Origin of the sequence: Herbaspirillum sp. VT-16-41 (genome assembly GCF_001994935.1) — a bacterium.
In the GTDB taxonomy this organism is placed as follows: Bacteria; Pseudomonadota; Gammaproteobacteria; order Burkholderiales; family Burkholderiaceae_D; genus Herbaspirillum; species Herbaspirillum frisingense.
Genome location: NZ_MUXB01000020.1, coordinates 10,839 through 33,551, shown reverse-complemented (window position 1 = coordinate 33,551; position 22,713 = coordinate 10,839). Strand labels below are relative to the sequence as shown.

Genomic DNA, 22,713 nt, shown 5'->3' with positions numbered 1-22,713 from the left:
ATGGCATGAATTCTCCAGGGGCGTATAACGACGCCCATGGAAGAAAAAATGCTAAATAGTCATGCGCAAGACATCGCCAGCCGGTACATGTTGATCGTGACCAGACTGGCGGAGATGGCTGGCGCCAACCTGATCGTAGGAGATCTGGTCCGGGCGGCTACCAGGAATTGCCTCATCGCGATGCATGCTGCGGGAGCGGAGTGCGCCGAAATCCGGCGCTGGGTCGGCGGCCTGATCGGCGAACACATCAGCTCATCGGCAATTCCGAATGCGCGGGCAATGGATACCTGGGTCAATGCCAGAAATCACATGGAATTCCTGCTCTTCATCGAGGAGCATGATGAGCTGGCGGGACGCGCCGGCTTCAATGCGCACAGAGCGACGACTTTCCATTGATTCGCGCCATCGTGCAGGAGGTGCATGGGCAAGCCATGCCTCGGTCCGCGCAGATATGTCTTATTCAATTTCGCTCGTAGGCTTGTCATGAACCCGAAGTCGGCTGCCGCTACCATCCTGGTGATCGAAGACAATGTGTATGTCAGGTCCCTGCTCGCCGATGTGTTCGAGATGGAGGGCTATAACGTGCTCCAGGCCGGACAATGCGCTGAAGCATTGGCGGTCATGGAGGGCCAGCGGGTCGACGTCATCCTGACGGACCTGCGCATGCCGGTCATGGATGGGCTGACGTTCGCCACAGCGCTCAGGGCGGATGGCCGTTATCGGCACATCCCTATCGTCTTGCTGAGCGCCACGCCACTGACGGACTCCCGGACTACGCTGAAGTTGTTTTCAGCGTTCCTGTGGAAGCCCAGCCCGCTGGAGGAAATCATTCACACGGTACGCCAGGTACAGCTTGATGCGAGTGGAAATCCGGATATCGGCAAGCCGGCAGCCTAGACCAGCGGGGTCTGTCAAAAAAACTGCTGCTGCCAGGGGCAAGCAGCCCACACCGCCGAAGCGGCCTACGCTGCTTGCCACCTTGTTCAGTCCAGTGCCTGCCATGCCGAATACAGCGTGCTCTGGCCGAACTCCAGCATATCCAGACTGACGATGTCGCCTGCGGCCAGGTCGACCTTCAACCGGCGGTTGGCCGCCAGGTAGAACGGCGCATGCACGCGGTGCGCCTGTGCAGCCGGCAGCAGCAAGGGCTTCATGCCCTCGATGTTGTGGTGGTGACCGCCCATCTTCAGCACTTCTCCGGCCTTGAAGGCGCGTTGCGCCTGGGCCGCCATCACCGCATGCACCTGTTGCGTCGGGCTGCCCGAGGCACGCCCCTGCAGCACGGCAGAGAACAGACTGATCGGTGTTTCCAGGCCCATCAGGTGATACGGCAGGTAGATCGCGGCGTACTTGCCGTTGCGGCCGACCACGTGGCCCTTCTGGCGGAGGGTTTCCCACACTTCGGCATCGGTGCAGCGCACCACCACGAACACGCCGCCCCCAAAGCTGGCTTCGTCCGGCAAGCGCAGGCAGTTGAAGACATCGACCACGCCCTCGCGATCAAGGATGCCGCCATCCGCGCGCGGAATGAAGACGTCAGCCAGTTCGGCAATGCGGCACAGCGGATAGCTCATGGCATCGCAGGCCGGCGTCAGGCCGGTTGAGTTGGACACCACGTTCATCTCGCAATAGTCGGGCGTAGCGCTCTGCGGCAAGGCGCTGATGGCATCGCGTCGCTGTTGCAGGCGGCCGGGCACATCCTCGCCCAGGGTCAGGAGCGAACTCAAGGCGGCTATCGCATGCGGTGTCTCCATGTACTCCAGCTGGCCGGAGACCGGATCGAAGACGTAGTCGTATTCGCTGGACTTGCCGGCAGCCACCACCTCGAAGCCCAGTACGCGAGCCCAGGTGACCAGGCCGATCAGGTTGCTTGGCTGGTCGCCGTCCGCAGTCGTATAGACCACTTTGCGCTCGCAGGCCAGTCGGTTCAGGTAGGGCCCCACCACGGCGTCGGTCTCCTTGCTGACCATGGCAACATGCACACCGCGGTGGATGGCGTTGATGGCGATCTGGGCGCTGATATCGGGGTTGCCGGTGGCTTCCACCACGATGTCCAGCGTGGCGTCGTCGAGCAGGCGATAGTCGCTGATCAGCGCGATCTTGCCGGCGGCATTGGCGGCGCGCACCTGCGCGGCATCGGCGCAGACAGCCAGCGCGTCGGCCGCATAACCCAGGCCCAGCAGCATGTCACGGGTGCCGTCGAGGTCGAGGTCGCACAAGGCAGCCACGCGGATGCTCTTGATGTGGCGGCACTGCACCAGCAACGAACGGCCGAAGCCGCCCTTGGCCCCGGTCAGCGCGATGCTGATGGTACGGCCCTGAAGTTCCTGGAAGAGGGTTTCGTAGTTCATGTCTTTCCTTCTGTTGCGATTGAACGGTGGATCAATGGATCAAGGCGTTGAGAATCAGCACGCCGGCCAGGCCGATCAGCGATTGCAGCGATACCAGCAGGGTCCAGCTCTTGAGCGTTTCCGAGACGCTCAGCTTGAAGTACTCCTTGAACAGCCAGAAGCCGGAGTCATTCAGGTGCGACAGCATCAGGCCGCCGGAGCTGGTGGCCAACACCAGCAGTTCAAGGCTGACGTTGGGATCGGCTGCGGCCAGTGGCGCCACGATGCCGGCAGCGGTGACGGTGGCCACGGTGGCTGACCCGATCGCCACGCGGATCAGGGCGGCGATGGCCCAGCCGAGAATCAGCGGGTTGATCTGCCAGGTCACCGCCCAGTGCGCGATCAGGTCGCTGACGTGGGTGGCCACCAGCATTTCCTTGAGGCCGCCGCCGGCACCGAGGATGAGGATCACGCCGGCCGCCGGGCCCAGGCTCTTGCCCAGCAGTTTCTGGATCTGGGTCAGCGAGAACCCGCTACGGATGCCCAGCGCGTAGATCGCGAACAGCACGGCGATGAGCAGCGACACAATCGGGTCGCCGACGAATTCTAGCCAGGTGTGAAGTGGGCTGTGCTTGTCGAACAGGTCGCGACCGAAGGTACGCAGCATCATCAGGCCTGGCGGCAGCAGCACGGCGACCAGCACCAGCGGCAGCGAAGGCAGGCGACGGCCATCCGACTCGGTCACCGGATTGGCAGCCGGCGCGGCATCCTCGCCAAAGCCGCCCGAGGCCGGGAACCAGCGCATGATGAAGGAAGTGAACAAGGGGCCGGAGATGATCGCCATCGGCACCGCGATCAGGAAACCGTAGAAGATGGTCTTGCCGGCATCGGCGTGATAGGCGGCCATGGCCAGCGTGGGCGACGGGTGCGGGGGCAGCAGGCCGTGCGAAACATACAGGCCGGCCGCCAGCGGCACGCCGATGCGAAGAATGTAGTTATTGGTGCGACGGGCGATGACGAAGGCCAGCGGCACCAGCATGACAAAACTGACGTCGAACAGGTGGGGCAGTCCGATCAGCAGTGCAGCGGCGCAGATGGTGGTGGGAATCCAGCGTCTGGAGCCCATGCCGACGAAGGCGTTGGCGATCTTGTCGGCGCCGCCAGACTCCAGCAGCAGGCCGCCCAGCATGCTGCCCAGGCCGACCACCAGGCCGACCGAACTCAGGATGCCCCCAAATCCCTTCTGGAAGCTCTTGACGGTATCCACCGGCGACACGCCGCTGACGATGCCGAGGAAGCCGGCCGACAGGATCAGTGCCAGAAAAGGATGAAACCGCAGGCGCGTAATGAGCAGAATCAGTAATAAAATCGCCAGCACCGGGCTGACCAGTTGATAGACATCGGGATGCATGGGTTGCTTTCTTTTCGTGGGTTCAGGAATCGTTGCGTTGCGCTTGTGCGCGCATGGCGCCGGCCTCAGCTGTGGTCGGCGCAGGACGGAAACGGACCGGCATGAAGGACGTGGCTGCCGCTGGCGCGGGAGGACCCTGACGAAAAGATGCGGTGATGGCTTGGCCGCAGCGTGGCGGCATCGGTGATAGGCATTGTCTGTCTCCCGCTTGGAGTATGTTTTTTCAGTGAAAAGTGCGGTGACCGGGGCTAAACCGGCCATCAAATGGTATACCAAAATTCAAAAAGAACGACTTATTTTTTATTTTTAAATTTAAGCTGTTGATTTATATGACTAAATTTTTATATAAAATGGAATACCAAAATCAACAACATGCTCGACGCAGCTCTCGCTCATCGAGCAGCAATACAGGCATGCAAGGAAAGAAATGACGCAGGAAGCAAGACTGGAACCGGCACCATCCGAAGAACCTGCGCTGGACGGCGCGCAGGAGCTGCTCTCCGAACAGCTGGCCGAGCGTCTGCGCACCCTGATCGTCACCGACGAACTGCGCCCCGGCACGCCTCTGCGCGAACGTACGCTGGCCGAGCAGTTGCAGGTTTCGCGCACACCCCTGCGGGATGCACTCAAGATCCTGGCCAGCGACGGCCTGGTACGACTGCTACCCAACCGTGGCGCGGTTGTCGCCGAGCTGACGCCGGAACAGATCGAGGAAAAGCTGGACGTGCTGGGCGTGATTGAGGAGTTCGCTGCGATCCGTGCCTGCAAGCTGGCCACCGATGCGGAGATTGGTGAGATACGCGCACTGCATCATGAAATGCTGGCCGCCTACGAGCGACGCGACCGGATGGCCTACTTCCAGCTGAACCAGCGGATCCACCGCGGCATCGTCACGGCGGCCCGCAACCAGACGCTCAGCGATGTGCATGGCCAACTCAACCGGCAACTGTACCGCTACCGCTACCAGGGCAGCGTGACCTCGGAAATCTGGCATACCGCCGTCGACGAACATGAGGTGATCGTCGAACTGCTGAGCGGCCGCGATGCTGAAAAACTCGGCAGCTATCTGCGCCGCCACGTACATCGCACCTGGGAACAGCTGGTGGTCGCACCCTGAGGGGGGGGCGATCCGGGCCAAGAACCGCAACTACGCCAAGAGCAGCTGGACAAGGTGGACCATGAAACCCCATCGGGGTTGGCGATGGGGGAGGAGGCCTTGACCTCAGCGATTAAGGCGTGCCGGCAAGATTTGTGTCGCCTGATGTGCCCGCATCAGCATTTCCGCAATCTCCGGTTCGGCAACTGCCAACAAGTTCGCCTTGGCCCGCAGCGACGCTCCGAGCATCGCCCTTGTTCGGTTTTCATTGTCTGCACATCCATCACCTGCCCGCAGGGCGTCATCAATCAGCCTCTGAATCAGCGCTGTTTCCGCATCAATCGCCAGCTGCATGACCGTGGCGACGCAATGTTCCACGACCCTCCTTTGTTCTTCGCTCTCCATCGTCAATCTCCTCCTTGTCAAAAATTAAGCCGTTTCGCATATCCACCTTTGAAAGGTGCCAGCCGAATCCAGGCACTACGCCGAGTAATTCCGCTAAATTCAGAATTCCATTTTGGCGACTCAATTGCATTAATTGAAGTATTTGACTCGAAACAGCTAAGAAATATTTATTAGAATAGCAATAAAACTGGAGTCTGATGAAGTTTTTACATCCGAGCCGTGCAATACAATTCAAGACCCATCCGCTGCTTACCCCTTAATTATGGCGTTTTTCGCGCCAACAATCGTTGACAGTCCAAAAACCGCTGCCTATTATTCGAGTTCGGAATACGGAATTCAATAATCATGATGATCGAAGACACCTCCCCGTTCATTGATCAGGTATTCGAGCAGTTGCTGACCTCGATCGCCCTCGGAACGCTGAAGCCCGGGCAACGAATTCGGCAAGCCGAGTTGGCGGCGGAACTGAGCGTGTCCCGGCAACCGATAAGTCACGCACTACAGCTCCTTAAACACGAAGGCCTGGTGCAGGATTCGGGACGGCAAGGACTGGTCGTGTCCCCTATCGATCCGGATTACATGAAACAGATGTATCAGGCCAGGAAGGCGCTGGAAGTCACTGTTGCCGGGCTTGCCGCACAACGCGTGGCCGACAGGATCGCCACGCCCGAACAGGTCATGGCGCTCAAGGCTGCGCTCATGGAAGGGAAAAGAGCTTATGCAAGCGGCGAGCCACTGGCGAACCTGGTGAGAGCAGATCTGGAATTCCATCGCGCCATCTATCGCCTCTCCGGAAATCACGTCATCGAGCAAATGATGAATACGCGCTGGGCGCACCTGATGCGATCCATGCTCATCGTATTGGATGAGCCGGAAACCCCGGGCAGAGCGTGGGAAGAGCATGAGGAACTGACCGAATACCTCCTGTCGGGAAACGTCCTCGAAGGAAGCGATTTGGCCGCGCGTCACATGCAGAGGGCGAGTAACGACATGTACCGACGACTTACGAAGTTTACGGAATCCGCCGATTAGGGCCTGCTCACATTTAATCTGCGAGATGCGTTGGCCCCAGAAGGCGTGGTGGCAAGGCGCGCGTCAGGGCTGGTGGTGGTGCCACCAGCCCTGACGTGCAACGCCGCCAGCGCGCCTTCTGGGACCAACCCTCCGGGAGAGGCCGCCAAGCGTCGCCTGCCGTTGTTGCAGCTCCTTGCCGTAGCACCACTACGGCGCGTCGCTGCGCCTAGGCAGACAACGCTTGGCGACCTCTCGCACTCGTAGATTAAATGTGAGCAGGCCCTAGTTTCGGTATTCACAGCAACGACTGACTGGCTCGATTACACCGGGTCACGGGGTCGCTTTTTCTTAAAAAATGGAGACACGACATGCAACTGACCAAACAACAACTCGCCGAGTTTGACGAACTGGGCTACATCTTTTTACCGGAGTGCTTCCCCGTGGAGCAGGTGGAAGCGCTTCGCGCGGCGGCCAGCGATGTCTTTGCTCAACATCGCGCCGAAGTCTGGCGCGAAAAGGACGGCGCCCCCCGGATGGCCTTCGCCTGCCAGCAATACAGCGAGGCGTGCAAGCTGCTTGCATCTGACGAGCGCCTGGTCACCCCCGTCGAGCAATTGTTTGGCGAGCGCTGCTATCTCCATCAATTCAAGATCAATGCGAAAGCCGCGTTCACGGGCGACGTATGGCAATGGCACCAGGATTTCCCCACATGGCATAAGGACGATGGAATGCCGGAACCTCGCGCGATGAACATCGCCGTGTTTCTGGATGATGTCATGCCGATCAATGGTCCCCTGATGGTCGTTCCACGAAGCCACAAGGCGGGAGCACTGGAGTCGTCTCACGACGTCAAGACCACGTCCTATCCGCTCTGGACCCTGGACAACAAGACGGTTACCGATCTGGTTGAACGAAACGGCATCGTGACCCCGACCGGCAAGAAGGGCGGAGTGCTGATGTTCCACGCCAACATCGTGCATGGCTCCGCCGGAAATATCACGCCCTACCCTCGCCGCATCGCCTATCTGACCCTGTCTGCACTCTCCAACGCGATCGTCAAGCCGACTCGCCCGGACTTCATTGCTCACCGCGATTTCACGCCTGTCCAAAAAACATCTCCCAAGGACTTCGAGGAGTTTCTTGCCAGGGAAGTGACGGCCTGAGGCCGGAAGACCCGATTGGGCTGGCAGAGAGAGCCCCGAGATATCGGCGAAGCGGCATGCAGGAGGTCGCCTCGCCGTCTTACGAAACCGCAAGAGCCAAAGGATTTGTATGTCGTCAAGAATGAAGGGCAAGGTGGTCATTGTCACTGGAGCCGGCTCGTCCGGGCCAGGCTGGGGAAATGGAAAAGCCGCTGCGGTGCTGTACGCCCGGCACGGGGCGTCGGTGCTCGCCGTAGACAATCGAATGGAAGCCGCACAGGAGACGGCCGAGCTGATTTCTGCCGAAGGGGGGAAGTGCGTCGCCGCCCGGGCTAACGTCGCCAGTTCCGAAGACGTCAAGGAAATGGCAGAGCGATGCGTCAGGCAATTCGGCCGCGTCGATGTCTTGCATAACAACGTGGGCATCGTCGAAGTCGGTGGTCCGATCGAGACTGAAGAGGAGTCCTGGAATCGGGTGATCGCAATCAACCAGTCGAGTGTCTTTCTAACCTGCAAGCACGTCATCCCGCACTTGCTTGAGGCAGGCGGCGGTTCGATTGTGAACATTGCCTCAATTGCTGCAATTCGCTGGATCGGCTTTCCCTACCTGGCATACAGCGCCGCCAAGGCAGCAATGATTGCGATGACCCAGAACATTGCCGTGCAGTACGCCCCACAAGGGTTACGGGCAAATTGCATCCTGCCGGGATTCATGAATACGCCACTGATCCAGGAACCGCTTAAAGAAACCTACGGCGGCAATGTCGACGAGATGATCGACAAAAGAGATAAGCAAGTCCCAATGGGAAAGATGGGCGATGGATGGGATACGGCTTATGCAGCACTATTCCTCGCCTCTGATGAATCCAAATACATCACGGGAACGAGTCTCGTGGTCGACGGCGGACTGACAGCACGCTGCGCTTGAAAAATGGCAACCAGCTAAAATAATACGGAGACAATCATGGATCAAAAACGTCGCACCATCATCGCCGCGGGCGCCGCGCTCGGGCTTTCCGGCATCGCCGCAGCACCTCTATATGCCGCCGGCCCCACCTACTCTTTCAAGGTCGGGACAAACGTACCGGTCAGCCATCCAATCTACCTACGCCTGATGGAGGCGGCCGAGCGGGTGAAATCGGACACCGGCGGGAAAGTGGAAATGCGCATTTTCCCCAATGGCCAGCTGGGCGGTGATACCGAAATGCTCAGCCAGGTGCGCAGTGGCGGAATGGATTTCCTTACGTTGCCCGGCGTGATCCTGGCGACGATGGTTCCAATGGCATCGCTGAACAGCGTAGGCTTTGCGTTCTCCGATTACCCCTCTGTCTGGAAGGCCATGGATGGCGGTGTCGGCGATCTGATCCGGGACAAAATCAAGGCGACCGGACTGGTGGTCATGGACAAGGTCTGGGACAACGGTTTCCGCGAGATCACCTCACAATTCCCGATCAGCAGCCCCACCGATCTGCAGAAAGCACGCATTCGCGTGCCGGTCAGCCCGCTGCTGGTATCACTCTTCAAGTCGCTGGGAGCCGCGCCTACGCCGATCAACTTCAGCGAGTTGTATTCCGCACTTCAAACCAGAATCGTGGAAGCCCAGGAGAACCCCCTCCCTATCGTTGCGACAGCCAAGCTATATGAGGTGCAAAAATTCTGCTCGCAGACTTCCCATGTCTGGGATGGCTATTGGTTACTGGCAAACGGTCGCGCCTGGCAGGGGCTTCCGCAAGATCTCCGCGAAGTCGTCGCGAAGAACATGAATGCTGCTGCAATCGCACAGCGTGCCGACAGCGAGAAGCTGGCCATCACGCTCATGAAAGAGCTCGAACAAAAGGGACTCAAATTCAATAAGCCCGATCCGGCACCTTTCAGGAAAAAACTCGCGGAGGCTGGCTTTTACACCGAGTGGAAGAAGAAGTTCGGCGCGGAAGCATGGGCGGTCCTGGAGACCTATTCCGGCAAGCTCGGCTAACTCGACCAGGCGCGGATGAAGATCGCGGATCCAGAGGACAGCCAATAGCGTCCCAATCCATCAGGAAGCGGCGAGATTTGTGTTCGCGGTTCCGCGATCTTCAGGGATCAGGACAATCATCCTGAGGCGACCAATACCAAGACTTTCAGAGATGAGAGGGCTGTGCAAGAACCTCTTCAAGGTGCTTGCACAGCGCAATGCCACCCCGCTGCACGTGCCTCGATACCAGTTCCGAAGCCTCCAGAACGGAACCACGCAAAACACAATCTGCGATGGCAGCATGCTCTTCCCACGCAACCAGGATATCCGCCCTGGCATGGATGGTGATCAAGGCCCGCATGATGTGAGCCCAACGACCATTCATCATCTGCTCGATCACCGTATTTCCGGACAGCCTGTAAAGCGCGACATGAAACTGGAACTCCGCCATGGCAATCTCCGGCGCCGGCGCATGTGCTCTCACCTTATCTTGACCGGCGACGAGCATCCGCCGCAGGAATTCGCACTCCTCGTCACTCGCACGATGATCTGCAACACGTTGGGCCGCCAGCGCCGCGGCGCTTGCCTCCAGCGGTCTGCGCGCCTGAAATAGCAAGCGCATGTACTCCGGTTCAATCGGTGTGACCTGAAGTCCTTGACGACCAGAATCCTGCAGCAAGCCCTCATGTTTGAGCAGCTGCAAGGCATGGCTGATGGGTTGGCGAGAAACCTTGAGCTGGCTCGCCAATACCGACTGACGAATTCTCTCGCCCGGCTCAAGCTTGCAGAAAGCAATGTCGAAGAGAAGCACATCGAAGACTTGCTCGATAAACGGCGGGCTATCCTCCACTGCTTCGAGGCTTGTATTTGATTCCATGCTTGTTGATTATCGGTGCTGAGTGAGCTATCCCGCGGAAGATCCCCGAGGATGCGCGATTACCACTTGTTGGATCGAATCCTGATTTGCAAACCGTTTTTGATGAGTCTCAGGATTGCAGCGGTATTGTAACAAGCGATCTCGCGTCGATGACCAAGCTTACAGGCATCACGCAAAGCCATCCGAGGCGATCCTCTCAAGAGGAATCCACGCAACGAAGGGATATGGGAATGCGGAGGACACAGGCCTGGCACACTCATCATTCGTGCCGTGAAGGCAATAAAAAAGCCCTTGAATAATCAAGGGCTTAGTAAAACCTGGCGGAGAGGGGGCCAGTTTCTATTCCGCCGGAAAGTCGCGGTGGATATGGCTCCCCATCCAACGACGTAGCCTTTACCCGCAATGCTACCCACATCAAACCGAAGCTCTTTCAGGCACTATCACAAGAGATATTCGCCATCCCATTCTCGGAGAATGGGTTTCGCTTATTTGCCCAAATTTGACCGCCAACTGAGTATCAAAAGAAAAATCTGCTACATTTAGTTTCCGATCCGCAATAAAAAGAGCTCAAATGAAATACTTCATGTGTGGAATGATCTTCACTGTTGCTGCGTCAAGCGCCTTTGCTCAGAACAACATTGCACCGCCTGTGAGCGACGTAACACGGAGCTGTTCATCCTCTGGCTGCCAATTGAGTTGCATCAACCAGCAGGGAGTCGTCACGGTAAAAGACACCGCCAACTCCTCCATCAGAACTGTGATGCTTAGCAACGGAACGACTGAGTTCCGGATCAATGACGGGTCGAATGGACTCAGAACGATCTTCGTCTCTCAGCCAAATTTGATCTGTTCAATCTCGGGAGAAAGCTAGGTCTTGGCTGGGAAGTAAAGCCCCGAGCCGCCATCAGGAAGCTCGGGGCGCAATATTTGCGCCGTCCGGAAGCGGCTAAATGCAGTTAAGCGCCTTGGATTGGGTAAGACATACCTGCAACAGGTTTTCGGCCACTGGCCATTTGTTTCTTTGTGGCGAATTGCCGCGCCCCGCGCAGGCGGAAGTGGGTGGAAAAAATTACCCAAAGGAAATATAATAAATTCCCACGAAATAAGATTTAAAAAAAGGGGGAAATCTATGGGGTGGCTTTATACAAAACCCGAATTGCGTGACGATGGGACAGGCAATTATTACCACTTCACGAGCAATCTGAAAACGATTTCGGACAGTCGGTCGGTGTGGGGAAATGCAAATGGCTGTGTCTACGTGGTGGGACACCAGAACAACTACAACCTTGGCATTAATACCGATTTAGGAAAATTGCAAGTCGTCGTATTCCAACCCGGCTGTGGTGTCGAGTTCAAAAAATGCGCGTGGCCTACTCTGTATCTGACTTGGAAGGGATGTCGTGGAGAGTTCACTGGACGATTCGCGAACGACATCCAAATACTCAGGCAAAACGAAGATGTGCTCTCAGTTGATGGAAGAAACATCAAAGCACTTTATGTGAAAGAGGCGAAGTACGTACCTCAATCAGGCGCTACCAAAACATATTCAATCTGGCGAGCCTGCGCGATGTATAGCCTTTGGAATTTCGAGGCGACCATCGCTGTGGTGACTCTCGGGATCTACAGCAAAAATTGGCTGCGTCCTTTCGCAGACTTGGCCCTGCATGTCATGGGCGCTGTAGTTATGGCGTGGGGACTAGCATTCATCGTCATGCCTGTAGGATGCATTATCTCTGGAAGGAAATCTGGTCGAATGCCCCCTCTCAGATCTTCAGGTTCCCATCTACTTTCATCAGTGCGACAGGCGGTCAGGGCTTTATTTAAAAAGTAAACTCTGCCCATAAAGCAATTTGCGGCGTATAGCTTCCGCTAGCCCTCTGAAAAGGAACTGCAAACAAAAAAGCCCCAAGCCTCCACGTGGGAAGCTCGGGGTATAGGTCACGGCGCGGGCGCCAAGCCGTTCTTGATGATCACTTGTTGAGCAAGTCGTCCAGTTTCGAACCCGGCTGCAATGCGCTCTTTGAAGCGGTCAATAGCTCGTTGAAGGTCTGCTCCAACCATTCCAGGGTCGGTATCGGCCGCATTGCTTCCGGGGGCGCCTGAAATCGCTCCCGCTCCGGGAGTTGCTCCGTCGCACCAGGCGGCGCCGAGGCGCAGCCGCTCAGAGCGAGCAAGGCGATCAGCATAGTCAGAAAGTTTCGCATCGTAGTCTTTCTTCATGAGAGCCCTGTCGGCCGCGAACTGCGCCTTCAAAGCTTGGTTTTCGGCCTCTCGGCTTTTCACCTCCTGCGCTTCCGCGGCTTTCCGACTTGCCTCCTGCAGGTCCCACTTCGCCTGCACGCGGCCGGCGCCGTGGATCTCGCAGCCCAAGCACAGCGCCACCACCGCCAGAATCCAGTAGCACCACGATGGGACGATGCGCAGCAGTGCCAGGACGCTCATGCCAGCACCCCGCCGAAGGCCGCGAAGTGCGCCCGCAGGATCTCCAGCTTGTTTTCGCGCTGTCCATAGCCCGCGCCCGGCAGCGAAGCCCAGATGTTCCGCACCTTGCCGACGGCGACATCGAAGCGCCCGGAGTCCACGTCAGCGAGGGCACCCTGCTCCTTGATCTGCTGCAGCGCGATGACATCCTGGCTGGCCGGCGAGAAGTCGGGTAGGTTGAGCAGCTTCTTGTAGGCATCAAACCAGCGAGCCAGCAGCTGGTAGCGGCCGGCAGCGGTTGAGGACAGTGTCGGATTGAGCACAATCAGGCGCCGCGGATGGTCGGCGTAACTGTCGAACAGGATCGGCTTTGATGGTGTCGATCCAACGATGACGTTGTAGCCATTGTCCGAGACCTTCAGCAGGGCGGCGCCGATTTCGCTGAAGGCCAAGGTGTCAAGGAATGCCTTTCGGTTATCCATTTGCTTTTCTCCACAGGCGCTGGCGCGCCGCAACGTACAGCCAGGGGACTGCATAGAGGCCGGCGACGCCGACGTTCAGCACCACATGGGCCAGTGCCGGCGCCATGATGTGGCCGAACAGCGGCCCCAGCAGGATGCCGCTCTCGCCGGCCGCGACCAGCGAAATGAAAAGCCGGTCCAGATGGTGCTCGGCACCGGCGGTCATCTCGTTGAGCGCACATACGGCCCGCGCCAGCACCAGGCCGGCGGCGACGAGATTGATGATCAGCAAGTAGTTGCTCATTGGGAGGCTCCCGGTTGTGGATTGCCCCCTCCGAATCGAATTTTCAGTTGCTGCAGCGCCAGCGGCACCAAGGTCTGCGAACAGACTCCGATGGAGAACGCGCTGAAGAACCGCATCTGCTCTGGGATCTTGGCCGTCCAATCGAAATAGGACGACTGCGCCGCCCAGGCCACGGCAATGGGCGTGACATACGCGCCCACCAGCGCACTGGTGATCAGCGTGATGGCCATCCGCAGCAGCGGCGTCTGCCGCGTGAAGGACAGCGCCACGCAGCCCCCGAAGATCCCGGCCAGCAGCAGGTCATACTGCAGCCCGAGAAACGATCCGGTCAGCGTGACCGTTCCCACAGCCACGGCGTACCCCGTCGCCGCGCTGGTTGTTGGTTCTGGCATTGAGCCCCCCATAAAAAAACCGCCATTCCGGCGGCCCTATGACATGTGCAGGTGTCCGCACACGATTTGCTCCTGCGGTCGTGAACTATGCGCTTGCTTCTTGCGCCGCTACATCCTGGCCAGCTGCAGCCCCAGCCTCCGCGTCCAGGCGAGCCTGACGCTCTGCGGCCGATTCCACCGGCGCGCCCAACACGATTTCGTCTTTGGTGGGCGGGATCGGCTGGCCAGCAGCCAGTAGACGATCAATCTCATTGCGACAGATTTCGTCGTAGGCGACCCGCGCCCGCTCCGAGGCGGCATTTTGAATCCAGTCAGCCGGATTCAACGCGACGGTGGCCAGCGCCTTGGCCTGAGCCTCATTCAGTTCAACGCTATATTTCATGTGCTTACCCCTGGTAGGTGATGGATAAAATTACTTGGGTGGCGGCCGCTAGAGCGCCAAGGTTCATGCTGATCGTGTCGTTGGCCGCCAGCGAAAGTGCTACCGAGCTACCGACGTTGAGCGAAGTTGAAAAGCTGCTGTCGGTCGTATCGATGATTTCTGCCCCGGTAAAGCCGGCGGGCGTCGCACCGTTCACCCGAAGATTGACCAGTGTTCGGCCGACACCGTCACCCACAACAATCGCGGTGACGAGATAAACGCCGTCCACTGGGCAAGTAAAAAGCCCGGTCGATGCGTTGAAATGCCCGCCCTGATTGGTCGTGACATAGTTGACGCCATCGCCTGTTCGATAGAAGCGCGTATGCGGATTTGTCGGCTTACGTACCCGTCCGCCGCTATCCAGCACCATTCCCTGGACTCCGCTGCTTGCCAAGGCAATCTGTCCACTACTGGGCGAGTACACCCCTGTATTGGCGCTAGCGCCGACCCGCAGGCCTGGTGCCGACACAGTACCGGGCGGCAGTACCAGCGCGCCCGAAAGCGTGCCACCGGTCGTAGCCAGCTTTGCGTCGAGCAAGGCTGTCACGCCAAGCAAATTGCGCGCTGCCGCCGTGTTATCACTGTCATCACCTAGCAGAGCCGCGAGGTAGTCGCGGATCTGCCCTAGCGCTGCCTTCATCTCCGCCGTCGATGTAGCCGGCACCTTGGAGCCGTCCAAGATATTCTTTGCTGGTAGTGCTGTCATATTTCCCTCGATGTTTAATATCCCTGGATTCGGGCATCGCCCTTCCCTGCCGTCGGGACACCAGCGCTGGTTAAGGCAACCACCAGCGGTCCCAGTACAGGGTTCTTGTCGATCCACTTGATCTGTGCGACGTCCGAACTATCGGAGTGCAATGTCAGTTGCACGTTGGTGATCGCCATGTACTTCTTCCGGATCGGCAGCCGCACACCGCCCGCGGGAATATCAATGAGGCTGAAACTCTCCTCGATATCCGGCACGTCAATCACTGCCGCGCAGGCATCAATCTCGCCGCGCGTGCCGCCCTGCTCCACCGTCAAGCGGAATTGGTAGCTGAGCGCCTGCAGCTGCACGGCACCGGGCCAGGGCTGATAATCCGGCGGCGCTGGATAGAACGTTTCGCTGTCGGCCTTCGAATAAAACAGCGCGGTAGGATCGACCCCATAGAACGACTCGCCGTCAAATGCGCGATATTCGATAGAGCGAGCGCCGCCCAGCAGATCGCAATCCAGCGTCATATTCGAACCAAGTGCCTGCACCACCGGAGTGAAGGACGAAGTCTCGTAGACCAGCTTTTCGAACTGATCCTGATAAAACTCCGTGTCACCCATCTGGCTGTAGAAGCTGCCAAGGTCGTTGCCGAAGAACACGCTGGTGCCGTTGGCCTTGAGATGGCCACCCTCAACCGAACCACCGATGACGACGCCCGGAAATCCCAAGGCGGCAAAATCGACGGTCTGGACGACATTGGCCACTATCGGGTCACCGAAACCGGTTTGCAGGTAAGCCGTTCCAACCGAAAGATTGCCCGTCGTATCAATCGAGCGAATCATCAGGGTCACCGGGCCTTGCGGCGTGACGTCCGGCGTGTAAGGCGTTGCCGTCACGATGCCCTCATGCAGCGGATTGGCATCGCCCCACGATCGGTTGTATCCGTAATGGAATCGGATGACGTAGCCGGCGAGATCAGCATCACTAACGGTCTGCCATGTCAACGTATTTCCGTTGATCGATAGCCACGACACATCGCTGGGCGGGTAGCGCAGGCCAACCACCTCGTAATGCACCTGCAGAGGCTTGCCCAATCTTCCCAGGCCATCGAATGGTCGAATCGTCAGATCCCACTTGTCATCCAGGCCTGCCGCAAACTTGAATTCCCGGTTTTCTGTGGAGCCCAGCAATACAGCGCTGGCCCCACCGAGGCCTCCCCATATCTCAGCCCTGGCAAAGCTGCCGACAATATCGAGCGTGGCCGTCAGTGTCAGAGCGAAGGTATTTCCCTGCCGGTCCAACTGCTCCGATATCTGCGCCCTCTGGACCTGTGGCAATCCTTGCAGGAGGGACTGATTTGGAGGTGGCTCATAGGTGCCGTTGAGTACGTAGTTCCAGAACTCTGGCCCCTCTGGAACGCATGTGACGGACGCGGTCGCCAAGTCCGCATCCGGCTGAACCTCCGTCACCCGAACGCGATAGCCTGGTGTCGTCTTGAAATCGTAGATCCAGATCACATCGTGAACAGCGCTCCCGCCAGTCCCCGGAAATGGAAGGAGCTCAGGCCAGGCGGTGGCTAAAACGATCTCCCGGCTTTCCTCCGACAGCGCCTGCACTGCAAAGACGGTATAGCTCCGATCACCCAGCAGCCGCAATCCGATATACCCACCGCCACCGCTAGGCAGAAAGTCGTCAAGCGTCAGATGCACCAGGCCAGCCTCAGTACGAGCATCTTGAAGGCGTCCGCCATAGCCCCATTGCGTCACGTCGTGGCTCAGCATCAACACCGAACCTCGCTGATAGGTCAGGTGCTCAAGGTCAGTCGTAAAAGAAATTGACTTGCGCTGATAGATGCTCTGCGCCATGTGAAAGCGGGCCAGAAGTGCCGCATGCACCTCCTCTGTCACGCCAACCGAGGTGATCTTGGACGGGTTGAGAGGCACATCTACGCCTGGTGACTTCACGCGAACAGGAACCCAGGTGAAGTCCTGGGCGCGATCAAAATACTGATACTCCAAGCCATCGGCGGTATCGAGCGTCAGGTAGTCGATCTTGAACGAGCCTGCCGTCATGGTCGCCATATTAACCACACCGCTAACCGGCTCATTCTCCTGAAACCAGATCACACCGAGCTTTCCGCGAGGCCAGGCAACGCTCCCCATCCCGGCGGCCGCCATATTGCTCAGCACCTCCTGGTGCGATGTCGTCTGATCCACATACCAGTCAAACGTAAATCTCATTGCCGCACAGCGGACCATGAAGCCCTGGAGGGATTCGAGATCGATCATGTCATCCGAAAGACCCATGCCGGCCTGTAGCCGGCCTTCGCTGTCGTAGATACCGCGTATGTACTGCAACATCAAAGCACCCGGGTTGTTCAGACCCTCTGCCCGGGTGGCGGCCGTCACCCAGGCTGAGCCGTTCCAAAGCGAAACAGCCTTCGCCCGCGCCAACCAATTCACCGTGTCCAGCGTGCCATTGATCTGCCCGGACGCCCGAATCTTCAGTCCGAAGCGACCGATACCGGTGTAGTAACCCCCGTCACGCTGGATGCTCTTCAAATAAGACCAGGCAAAGGTATTCTGCTCACGCCCCATATTCTTATCGGTCGTGTTTTTCCTGATCCGGATCTCATGCTGGCCTTCGGCCAGGTTGTAATTCAGCGTATCGCGGATTGGATCTGTCCTGGAACTACGATAGCGCTTCAATTCCAGCAACTCCCAATCTCCATCAGGAAGTAGCCTGTGCTGAACCTCGATATCTGCAGTGCGCTCCTCCCCACTGCCGTTGTCAGCGGTGAAATAGAGCGAGCCTTCTATATCCACCTGAATGAAGACCGTTCCGGCCGAAGTAGTGCGAGTTACCCATTCTCCGGGTGTGTAGTCCTGCCACCCACCCAGATCCGGGCCACCGGTCAGGCGCGCGCCGGCAATCGTGTCCACGTTCGCCCAGTTCAACAGTGGCTGATCAGGCATGGCGGAGAACCCTGTGGCCGCCGAATCCCAATCCGAATAGCTGGTCAGCGGTGTCTTGCCGATCCGCACATCCGAGACCGAACCGCAATTGATACCCCCATGCAGGTTCTCATAGAGGTACTGCTCTTTTCCCTCAAACCAGCCAAAGGGCTGCGAAGAGAAATCAGGAGAAACTCGCACCTCCCCAAACAGCAGCCCCAGCGGCTCATAGGGACGACGCTGGTTACTTCCACCGGAAAGACTGTACGTCTTACCTGCCGCCTGGCTCTGCAACGTCGCAGCATCCGGCTGTTTCGGGCCGAGCATTTTGTTGACCAGCATCGTCCCCGCAATGAAAGCGCCAGCTGCAGCCAAGAAGCCGCCACCAATCAGACCTCCGCTTGCGAAGAGGCCACCGGCACCCAATCCGCCTGCGCCGAGCGTGAAATACGAGATTGCTATCAGTGCGCCTATCTTCAGCACATCCTGGCGCACCAGACGGCGACAAGAAATAATCACGCCCGCCTTCGGACGGGTAAGAGACCAAAATCTTGCCGGCACTTCGCTACCATTGATCGCTACAGCCCAGTTTCCTGCGACAACGTCCGGCGCGACACGCTCCAGAAAGGCCAACAGGGTTTCCCCGTGCAGCAGCGATTCTGCGGCAATCCGCTGGCCATCCAGCGTCACCGGGTGTGGAGTAACGATAAGACCGGTGCTCAGTGCAGACGTCTGCTCCCGGTCATCCAACCGGCATATCACGTTGCCGACAGAGTCGATTACTTCCATCTATAGAAACCCTCGATAAACAGGCCAAACAAACGCAGATCCGCGAGTTTGTGTAGCCATACGCCGCCCAGGGCGTGGCTGTTGTGCAGCACGCGCCAGGAGCCGGCGAGGTAGAACAATGTGCCAATGTGTAGTGAGTCGCCTTTCATCAGCACGGCATCCCCGTCGCTGATCTCCTCTGGGCCAATCACTACTGCCAAGGCATCCCGATAGCGCGCCAGACTGGCAACCTGGGCATGTCGACGCAGACGATCGGCAGGCAGCGTGATCTGCCGACCGAATAACTCGCGCTGAACGAGCACAGCCAGGTCGGCGCAGTCAAACGTCTGAGCGTCATAGGGCCGACCTATATAGCGGTCAAGATCGCGTGCGGCGACCATTAGAAAATCCCCGGTGAGGTACTCGGATCATGAACCAGGCGCACCGCCTTCTGTCGCAACAGCCAGTCCACAGAAAGTGTTCCGGTGATCAATGCTGGCGTAACAGAAATAGAGACCAGCGGCACCTTCCAGCTCCAGTCAATGACATCAGGGGTAGCGCGATCAGCGATGGACGCTGTGGCGCTAAGCCAAGCACCAGGAGGCAGAGCCTCCAGCTCTCCCACCAAATCTTGACCGACGTTGTCGATTTCGATCTTGGCCTGCGGGGCCTCGTCAGCGCTGTCCTGTGGGTAGCTGAAGCGAAATGGATAGCTGGTATAGGTACGTCCATTGCTCACCCAATCGCGTGTATCGTTGACCAAGTAGACCGGCGCACTGAAACTGGGATGTTCAAGCGCGAGAAACTGAAGAATTCCGCTCCGATCATCGACCCGTTGCCGGCCCGCCAAAAAATTAGCCGAAGTCATAGGTTTTTCACATACTCAAGCTGAATAGACCGGCTACCCAGACCAATCGCCAATGGCTGGAGCTGCTTCAGTGGACCGAGTGAATCCGCGACCACGCGCACGCTACGAATAATGTTCGTGCGTGGATCTAGCCAGTCAAACCACACCGTCCCCATCCCGGCATCACCGTAGTACCAATCCTCGAATCCCTGCTGATCCTCCAGGCTTGTCAGAAATACAGAGAATGAGACCGTCACCAGCACATCACTTTGCACGCGCCGCTGTTTTGGCACCCCACGATCCATTGCCGTTCGCTTCATGACCGAGCCAGGAGATTCCTGGAAGGTATCGACCTGGATCTTTGCGTAATCGGGAAATGTAGTTGTCATGCGGAAGGTGCCTTGAGGTTATAGCGGCTCTTCAGCGAGCGATTTACATCACCCGTACCACTGAGGATGTCATTAGCAATGGACTGCGATACCAACTTCGTTAAGGTGACAATCAGATTTCCACTGCCATCCATCTGAGCAGATGCGTCCAGCTGAGTACCTGATTGGTTGACGATCTGCACATTTGGTGCGCTTCCGCCTACCTGAGAAGCAGAGCCCGAACCCACATATCCTCCAGCAGCAAAGCGAAGTTCACCAGTGGAACGACGTCCAGAGTTAATCGCTTCCAGCAAGGATCGGTTGCGAGCGGTCGCCGCTGCGTTGACGACGAACTCGCCGTCAGACAGGCGGGCCGGAATATCGTCCGATGTCCCCGTGCCAGGGCCGCTGATATACCCCCCATTGGCCGCAAACTGAATGGCGCCACCCAGGATATCGCCGGCACCAGGGGCCGCCGCAGCTGCGGACGGCCCGCCGAAATATGCACCAGCAATGCTGGTGAGATAGCCCATGACGCCGGATACCGCAGCCCGCGCCTGCATTCTCAGGATGTCCGCAATGACGGAATTGGCCAGACTGGAGAAGGAAAATTTGCCGGTCGTGGCGAATTTAACGAAGGCGTCTTCCATGGTTTTAGCGGCATTCGTCATTGCGCTACCGATCTGCGCGCCGACGTTAGCAGCCTCCTCGCCATATTTTCGAACCGACTCCGTGGCGTTAAACCATGGATCTCGCGCCTTCTGGTCCTGTTTCTCGATAAGTTCAAGGCTCGCCGCCTTCGCGGCTTCTGCACGCTGGTTGATCGAATCGATCTGCTGCTGCGTGATAGTGAGCCCTTCCTTGCCGAGATCCAGCTGAGTCTTGTAGATCAGTGCCTGAACTTCGGCGTCGATGCGCCGCGCCTCGGTCAGCTTCGCAATTTCCAGCTGACTCCGCCCCATCAGATCGATATCCTGGCGCCGTGCATCAAGGTTCTGCTTTTCCCGGAAAACCAGCTCGTCGGCCGACTTGTCGAACTGGCGAAGGACCTGCAGCTGGCGCTCTTTCTGCACCGCCTCGTCAATCAGCTTGCTTTTCTCGATGTACTGGGCCTTCTGCTCTGGCGTGAGGGGGGCAAATTTTTCCGATTCCCGCTGCTTGTCAGAATACTTGCCGAGGGTCACATCGAATTCCGCCATCGCGGCCTTCGATTCCTTCACCTTCCCCGAGAATTTATCAAAGTTGGCAATCACATAATCAAGACTGGCCTTTGTCCGGTCTAGATTCATGATTTCCTTGTCGAACGGATCGACGGCGGCACGCGCCTCCGTCGCACCCTGATCATCCGGACGAGGAACCCAACTCTTACCCTTGGCGGCCGCCGCTGCCGGCGCTGCACGGTCATCCATCGCCCACGCCTGGCGCACTGCTGCCGCATTGTGCTGATGCTGCGCGACAATGTTGGCGCCGATCTGCGCCATTCGGTCCTTGGCTTCGTTCCAGCCAGAGACCATTGCCTCTTGCGCGCCGGAGAAGTCACCGGTCAGGGCCTTGGCTGCGGCCACCGCCAAGCCGGTCACACCCCTCGCAATAGCATCGATACTGCCCAGAATCGACTCGGCGACGATGTAAATGGCCTCTTTCAGGCCATAGAAGAGGGTCGTGACGGTCGCAATGGAATAGCGGAACGCATTGACCGCGCTAGGGAAGCCCTCTTTGAAGAACTCCGCCAGGTCGGTCAACAACGGCATGATGTTGTCAGCCACCGCCCGCTTGAAGCCCTGCGAGGTCAACTCGGTTTCCCGGTTGAAGGCACGCATGGCATCTTCGTAGGCCTTGACGGCTGCTTGAGACTCCGTGCCGATGCCGAGGTTGTAATCGTTCAGGCGATTGCGCGCCTCCTCGATTTTCTCCGCTGTCACGGTCGCAGCCGCCGCCACATCAGCCGCACTACCCAGGCCGATTGCGGTCGCCGCCTTGTTCCTATCCCAGCCTTCGGTATAGCTGGCCAGGACATCATTCGCGTTCTTGATGACGTCCGACAAGGGCAGCAGCTTTCCCTGCGCATCCTTGTACGCCACGCCCAGCCGATCCAGTTCGTCCGTGTTCTCGTGGACCGCATCGGCTGCAGCCTGGAAAGTGCTGATGTAAGCGGACTTGTCCACGCCGAGCGCAGCCAGCGCTGCATTCGTGGCCGCAGCCTCCTGCGCGGTCAGCGCAAGGGATTTCTGGATTTCCTTGACCTGATTGTTTGCCTCGATCAGGGCGTCGATGTTGTCGCTCTTGTAGCTGTCACCGGTTAGCAGCCCGGTAATGAAGCCAAGAGAGCCGGAAATCACTTTATACGCGGTGTAGATCGCGCCAAGGCCCACTGCGGCAAAGGCCGCGCTCACGGCCAGGCCGACAATCACGGCCTTTGTTTTGGAATACTCGACGAAGGTGTCCCAGCCCTTTTCGGCCGCAACGATGCCGGCGCCGATGCCGCGCCCGACCGCCTCCGCCAAGCGGTCGCTCATCGGTTGAAAATCAGCCTTATTCGCCGTATCAGCGACACTCTGGATCGCCGCCGCAGACTTCTGCGAATTGGAAATGATGGCGTCATTGGCCGCCTCCATATTGGAGGCAATGCTCTGCGCAGCAAGCTGCGAGTCGTTTGCGGCCTGCTGCACGCTGGTCCGGAAGTCGTTGACCGATGCCGCCGACGCCACCATGGACGCCTTGGAAACCCGTGCGGCCTGATCCATATTGGAGGTCAGGCCCGCAATATTTGCAGTGACGCTGATCTGCAAATTTCCAAGCGATCCACTCATCACGATTCCTTGAAGGTTGCGGCCTGCGCAAGGCAGGCCCGGTT

At 58.3% G+C, this 22,713-nt stretch carries 23 protein-coding genes; 8 read left to right on the top strand and 15 right to left on the bottom strand.

The genetic code is table 11. The features are described 5' to 3' along the window. Positions 1-36: 36 nt before the first annotated feature. Together BTM36_RS02015 and BTM36_RS02010 are read left to right on the top strand one after the other, a co-directional pair. Entirely contained in the window at positions 37-396 is a 360-nt protein-coding gene (locus BTM36_RS02015) for a hypothetical protein (protein ID WP_254426888.1), read from the top strand. Between the two features lie 87 nt (positions 397-483). Then, complete coding sequence (locus BTM36_RS02010) at positions 484-897, top strand: response regulator (protein ID WP_077235129.1); 414 nt, start codon at positions 484-486, stop codon at positions 895-897. Positions 898-983: 86 nt separating this feature from the next. On the opposite strand, the gene BTM36_RS02005 is transcribed toward BTM36_RS02010, so the two are convergent. Further along, positions 984-2,351 (bottom strand): NAD(P)H-dependent oxidoreductase, encoded by a 1,368-nt coding sequence (locus tag BTM36_RS02005; RefSeq protein ID WP_077235009.1) that lies wholly within the window; start codon positions 2,349-2,351, stop codon positions 984-986. Positions 2,352-2,382: 31 nt separating this feature from the next. Next, entirely contained in the window at positions 2,383-3,741 is a 1,359-nt protein-coding gene (locus tag BTM36_RS02000; protein WP_077235008.1) for a gluconate:H+ symporter, read from the bottom strand. Positions 3,742-4,168: 427 nt separating this feature from the next. On the opposite strand from BTM36_RS02000, the gene BTM36_RS01995 reads away from it, so the two are divergent. Then, positions 4,169-4,858 carry a GntR family transcriptional regulator gene (locus BTM36_RS01995; RefSeq protein WP_077235007.1) on the top strand — a complete coding sequence of 230 codons (690 nt, stop codon included), beginning with the start codon at positions 4,169-4,171 and terminating at the stop codon, positions 4,856-4,858. A 105-nt stretch (positions 4,859-4,963) separates the two neighbouring features. On the opposite strand, the gene BTM36_RS01990 is transcribed toward BTM36_RS01995, so the two are convergent. Continuing rightward, a complete protein-coding gene (locus BTM36_RS01990; protein WP_077235006.1) occupies positions 4,964-5,242 on the bottom strand; it encodes a hypothetical protein in 279 nt (92 codons plus the stop codon). A 345-nt stretch (positions 5,243-5,587) separates the two neighbouring features. On the opposite strand from BTM36_RS01990, the gene BTM36_RS01985 reads away from it, so the two are divergent. The 4 genes from BTM36_RS01985 to BTM36_RS01970 all read left to right on the top strand — a co-directional run bounded on the left by BTM36_RS01985 (position 5,588) and on the right by BTM36_RS01970 (position 9,373). Beyond that, the gene (locus tag BTM36_RS01985; protein ID WP_077235005.1) at positions 5,588-6,274 is read left to right on the top strand and encodes a GntR family transcriptional regulator; all 687 of its coding nucleotides are present in this window, start codon (positions 5,588-5,590) and stop codon (positions 6,272-6,274) included. A gap of 350 nt (positions 6,275-6,624) precedes the next feature. Further along, entirely contained in the window at positions 6,625-7,419 is a 795-nt protein-coding gene (locus BTM36_RS01980; protein WP_077235004.1) for a phytanoyl-CoA dioxygenase family protein, read from the top strand. A gap of 109 nt (positions 7,420-7,528) precedes the next feature. Then, positions 7,529-8,326, top strand: coding sequence for an SDR family NAD(P)-dependent oxidoreductase (locus BTM36_RS01975; RefSeq protein ID WP_077235003.1), 798 nt, complete (start codon positions 7,529-7,531; stop codon positions 8,324-8,326). 36 nt (positions 8,327-8,362) lie between these two features. Further along, entirely contained in the window at positions 8,363-9,373 is a 1,011-nt protein-coding gene (locus BTM36_RS01970; RefSeq protein WP_006462453.1) for a TRAP transporter substrate-binding protein, read from the top strand. A gap of 145 nt (positions 9,374-9,518) precedes the next feature. Here the strand turns inward: BTM36_RS01970 and BTM36_RS01965 are convergent, their stop codons facing one another. Next, positions 9,519-10,229: a GntR family transcriptional regulator gene (locus BTM36_RS01965; protein WP_254426887.1), complete on the bottom strand. Its 711-nt coding sequence runs from the start codon at positions 10,227-10,229 to the stop codon at positions 9,519-9,521. Positions 10,230-11,358: 1,129 nt separating this feature from the next. Here BTM36_RS01965 and BTM36_RS27545 point away from each other — a divergent pair. Continuing rightward, a complete protein-coding gene (locus tag BTM36_RS27545) occupies positions 11,359-12,060 on the top strand; it encodes a hypothetical protein (RefSeq protein WP_139347023.1) in 702 nt (233 codons plus the stop codon). Positions 12,061-12,167: 107 nt separating this feature from the next. Here the strand turns inward: BTM36_RS27545 and BTM36_RS01960 are convergent, their stop codons facing one another. The 11 genes from BTM36_RS01960 to BTM36_RS01910 form a co-directional block, all read right to left on the bottom strand. Then, a complete protein-coding gene (locus BTM36_RS01960; RefSeq protein WP_077235002.1) occupies positions 12,168-12,671 on the bottom strand; it encodes a hypothetical protein in 504 nt (167 codons plus the stop codon). Further along, the gene (locus tag BTM36_RS01955) at positions 12,668-13,132 is read right to left on the bottom strand and encodes a glycoside hydrolase family 104 protein (RefSeq protein ID WP_077235001.1); all 465 of its coding nucleotides are present in this window, start codon (positions 13,130-13,132) and stop codon (positions 12,668-12,670) included. Before BTM36_RS01955 ends, BTM36_RS01960 begins: the two co-directional genes overlap by 4 nt. Continuing rightward, complete coding sequence (locus BTM36_RS01950; protein ID WP_077235000.1) at positions 13,125-13,415, bottom strand: hypothetical protein; 291 nt, start codon at positions 13,413-13,415, stop codon at positions 13,125-13,127. The genes BTM36_RS01955 and BTM36_RS01950 overlap by 8 nt, the downstream gene beginning before the upstream one ends. Then, a complete protein-coding gene (locus BTM36_RS01945) occupies positions 13,412-13,807 on the bottom strand; it encodes a restriction endonuclease (protein WP_254426886.1) in 396 nt (131 codons plus the stop codon). Before BTM36_RS01945 ends, BTM36_RS01950 begins: the two co-directional genes overlap by 4 nt. Before the next feature lie 85 nt (positions 13,808-13,892). Beyond that, positions 13,893-14,189, bottom strand: coding sequence for a hypothetical protein (locus tag BTM36_RS01940; RefSeq protein WP_077234998.1), 297 nt, complete (start codon positions 14,187-14,189; stop codon positions 13,893-13,895). Positions 14,190-14,193: 4 nt separating this feature from the next. After that, the gene (locus tag BTM36_RS01935) at positions 14,194-14,907 is read right to left on the bottom strand and encodes a hypothetical protein (RefSeq protein ID WP_077234997.1); all 714 of its coding nucleotides are present in this window, start codon (positions 14,905-14,907) and stop codon (positions 14,194-14,196) included. A 41-nt stretch (positions 14,908-14,948) separates the two neighbouring features. Continuing rightward, positions 14,949-18,665, bottom strand: coding sequence for a host specificity factor TipJ family phage tail protein (locus BTM36_RS01930; protein WP_077234996.1), 3,717 nt, complete (start codon positions 18,663-18,665; stop codon positions 14,949-14,951). Then, on the bottom strand, positions 18,656-19,045 hold the full coding sequence (locus BTM36_RS01925; RefSeq protein WP_077234995.1) for a hypothetical protein: 390 nt from the start codon (positions 19,043-19,045) through the stop codon (positions 18,656-18,658). Before BTM36_RS01925 ends, BTM36_RS01930 begins: the two co-directional genes overlap by 10 nt. Beyond that, positions 19,045-19,512: a DUF1833 family protein gene (locus BTM36_RS01920; protein WP_077234994.1), complete on the bottom strand. Its 468-nt coding sequence runs from the start codon at positions 19,510-19,512 to the stop codon at positions 19,045-19,047. The genes BTM36_RS01925 and BTM36_RS01920 overlap by 1 nt, the downstream gene beginning before the upstream one ends. Then, on the bottom strand, positions 19,509-19,880 hold the full coding sequence (locus tag BTM36_RS01915; protein ID WP_077234993.1) for a hypothetical protein: 372 nt from the start codon (positions 19,878-19,880) through the stop codon (positions 19,509-19,511). Before BTM36_RS01915 ends, BTM36_RS01920 begins: the two co-directional genes overlap by 4 nt. Next, positions 19,877-22,669, bottom strand: a complete 2,793-nt coding sequence (locus BTM36_RS01910) for a phage tail tape measure C-terminal domain-containing protein (RefSeq protein WP_077234992.1) — start codon at positions 22,667-22,669, stop codon at positions 19,877-19,879. Before BTM36_RS01910 ends, BTM36_RS01915 begins: the two co-directional genes overlap by 4 nt. Positions 22,670-22,713 lie beyond the last annotated feature (44 nt).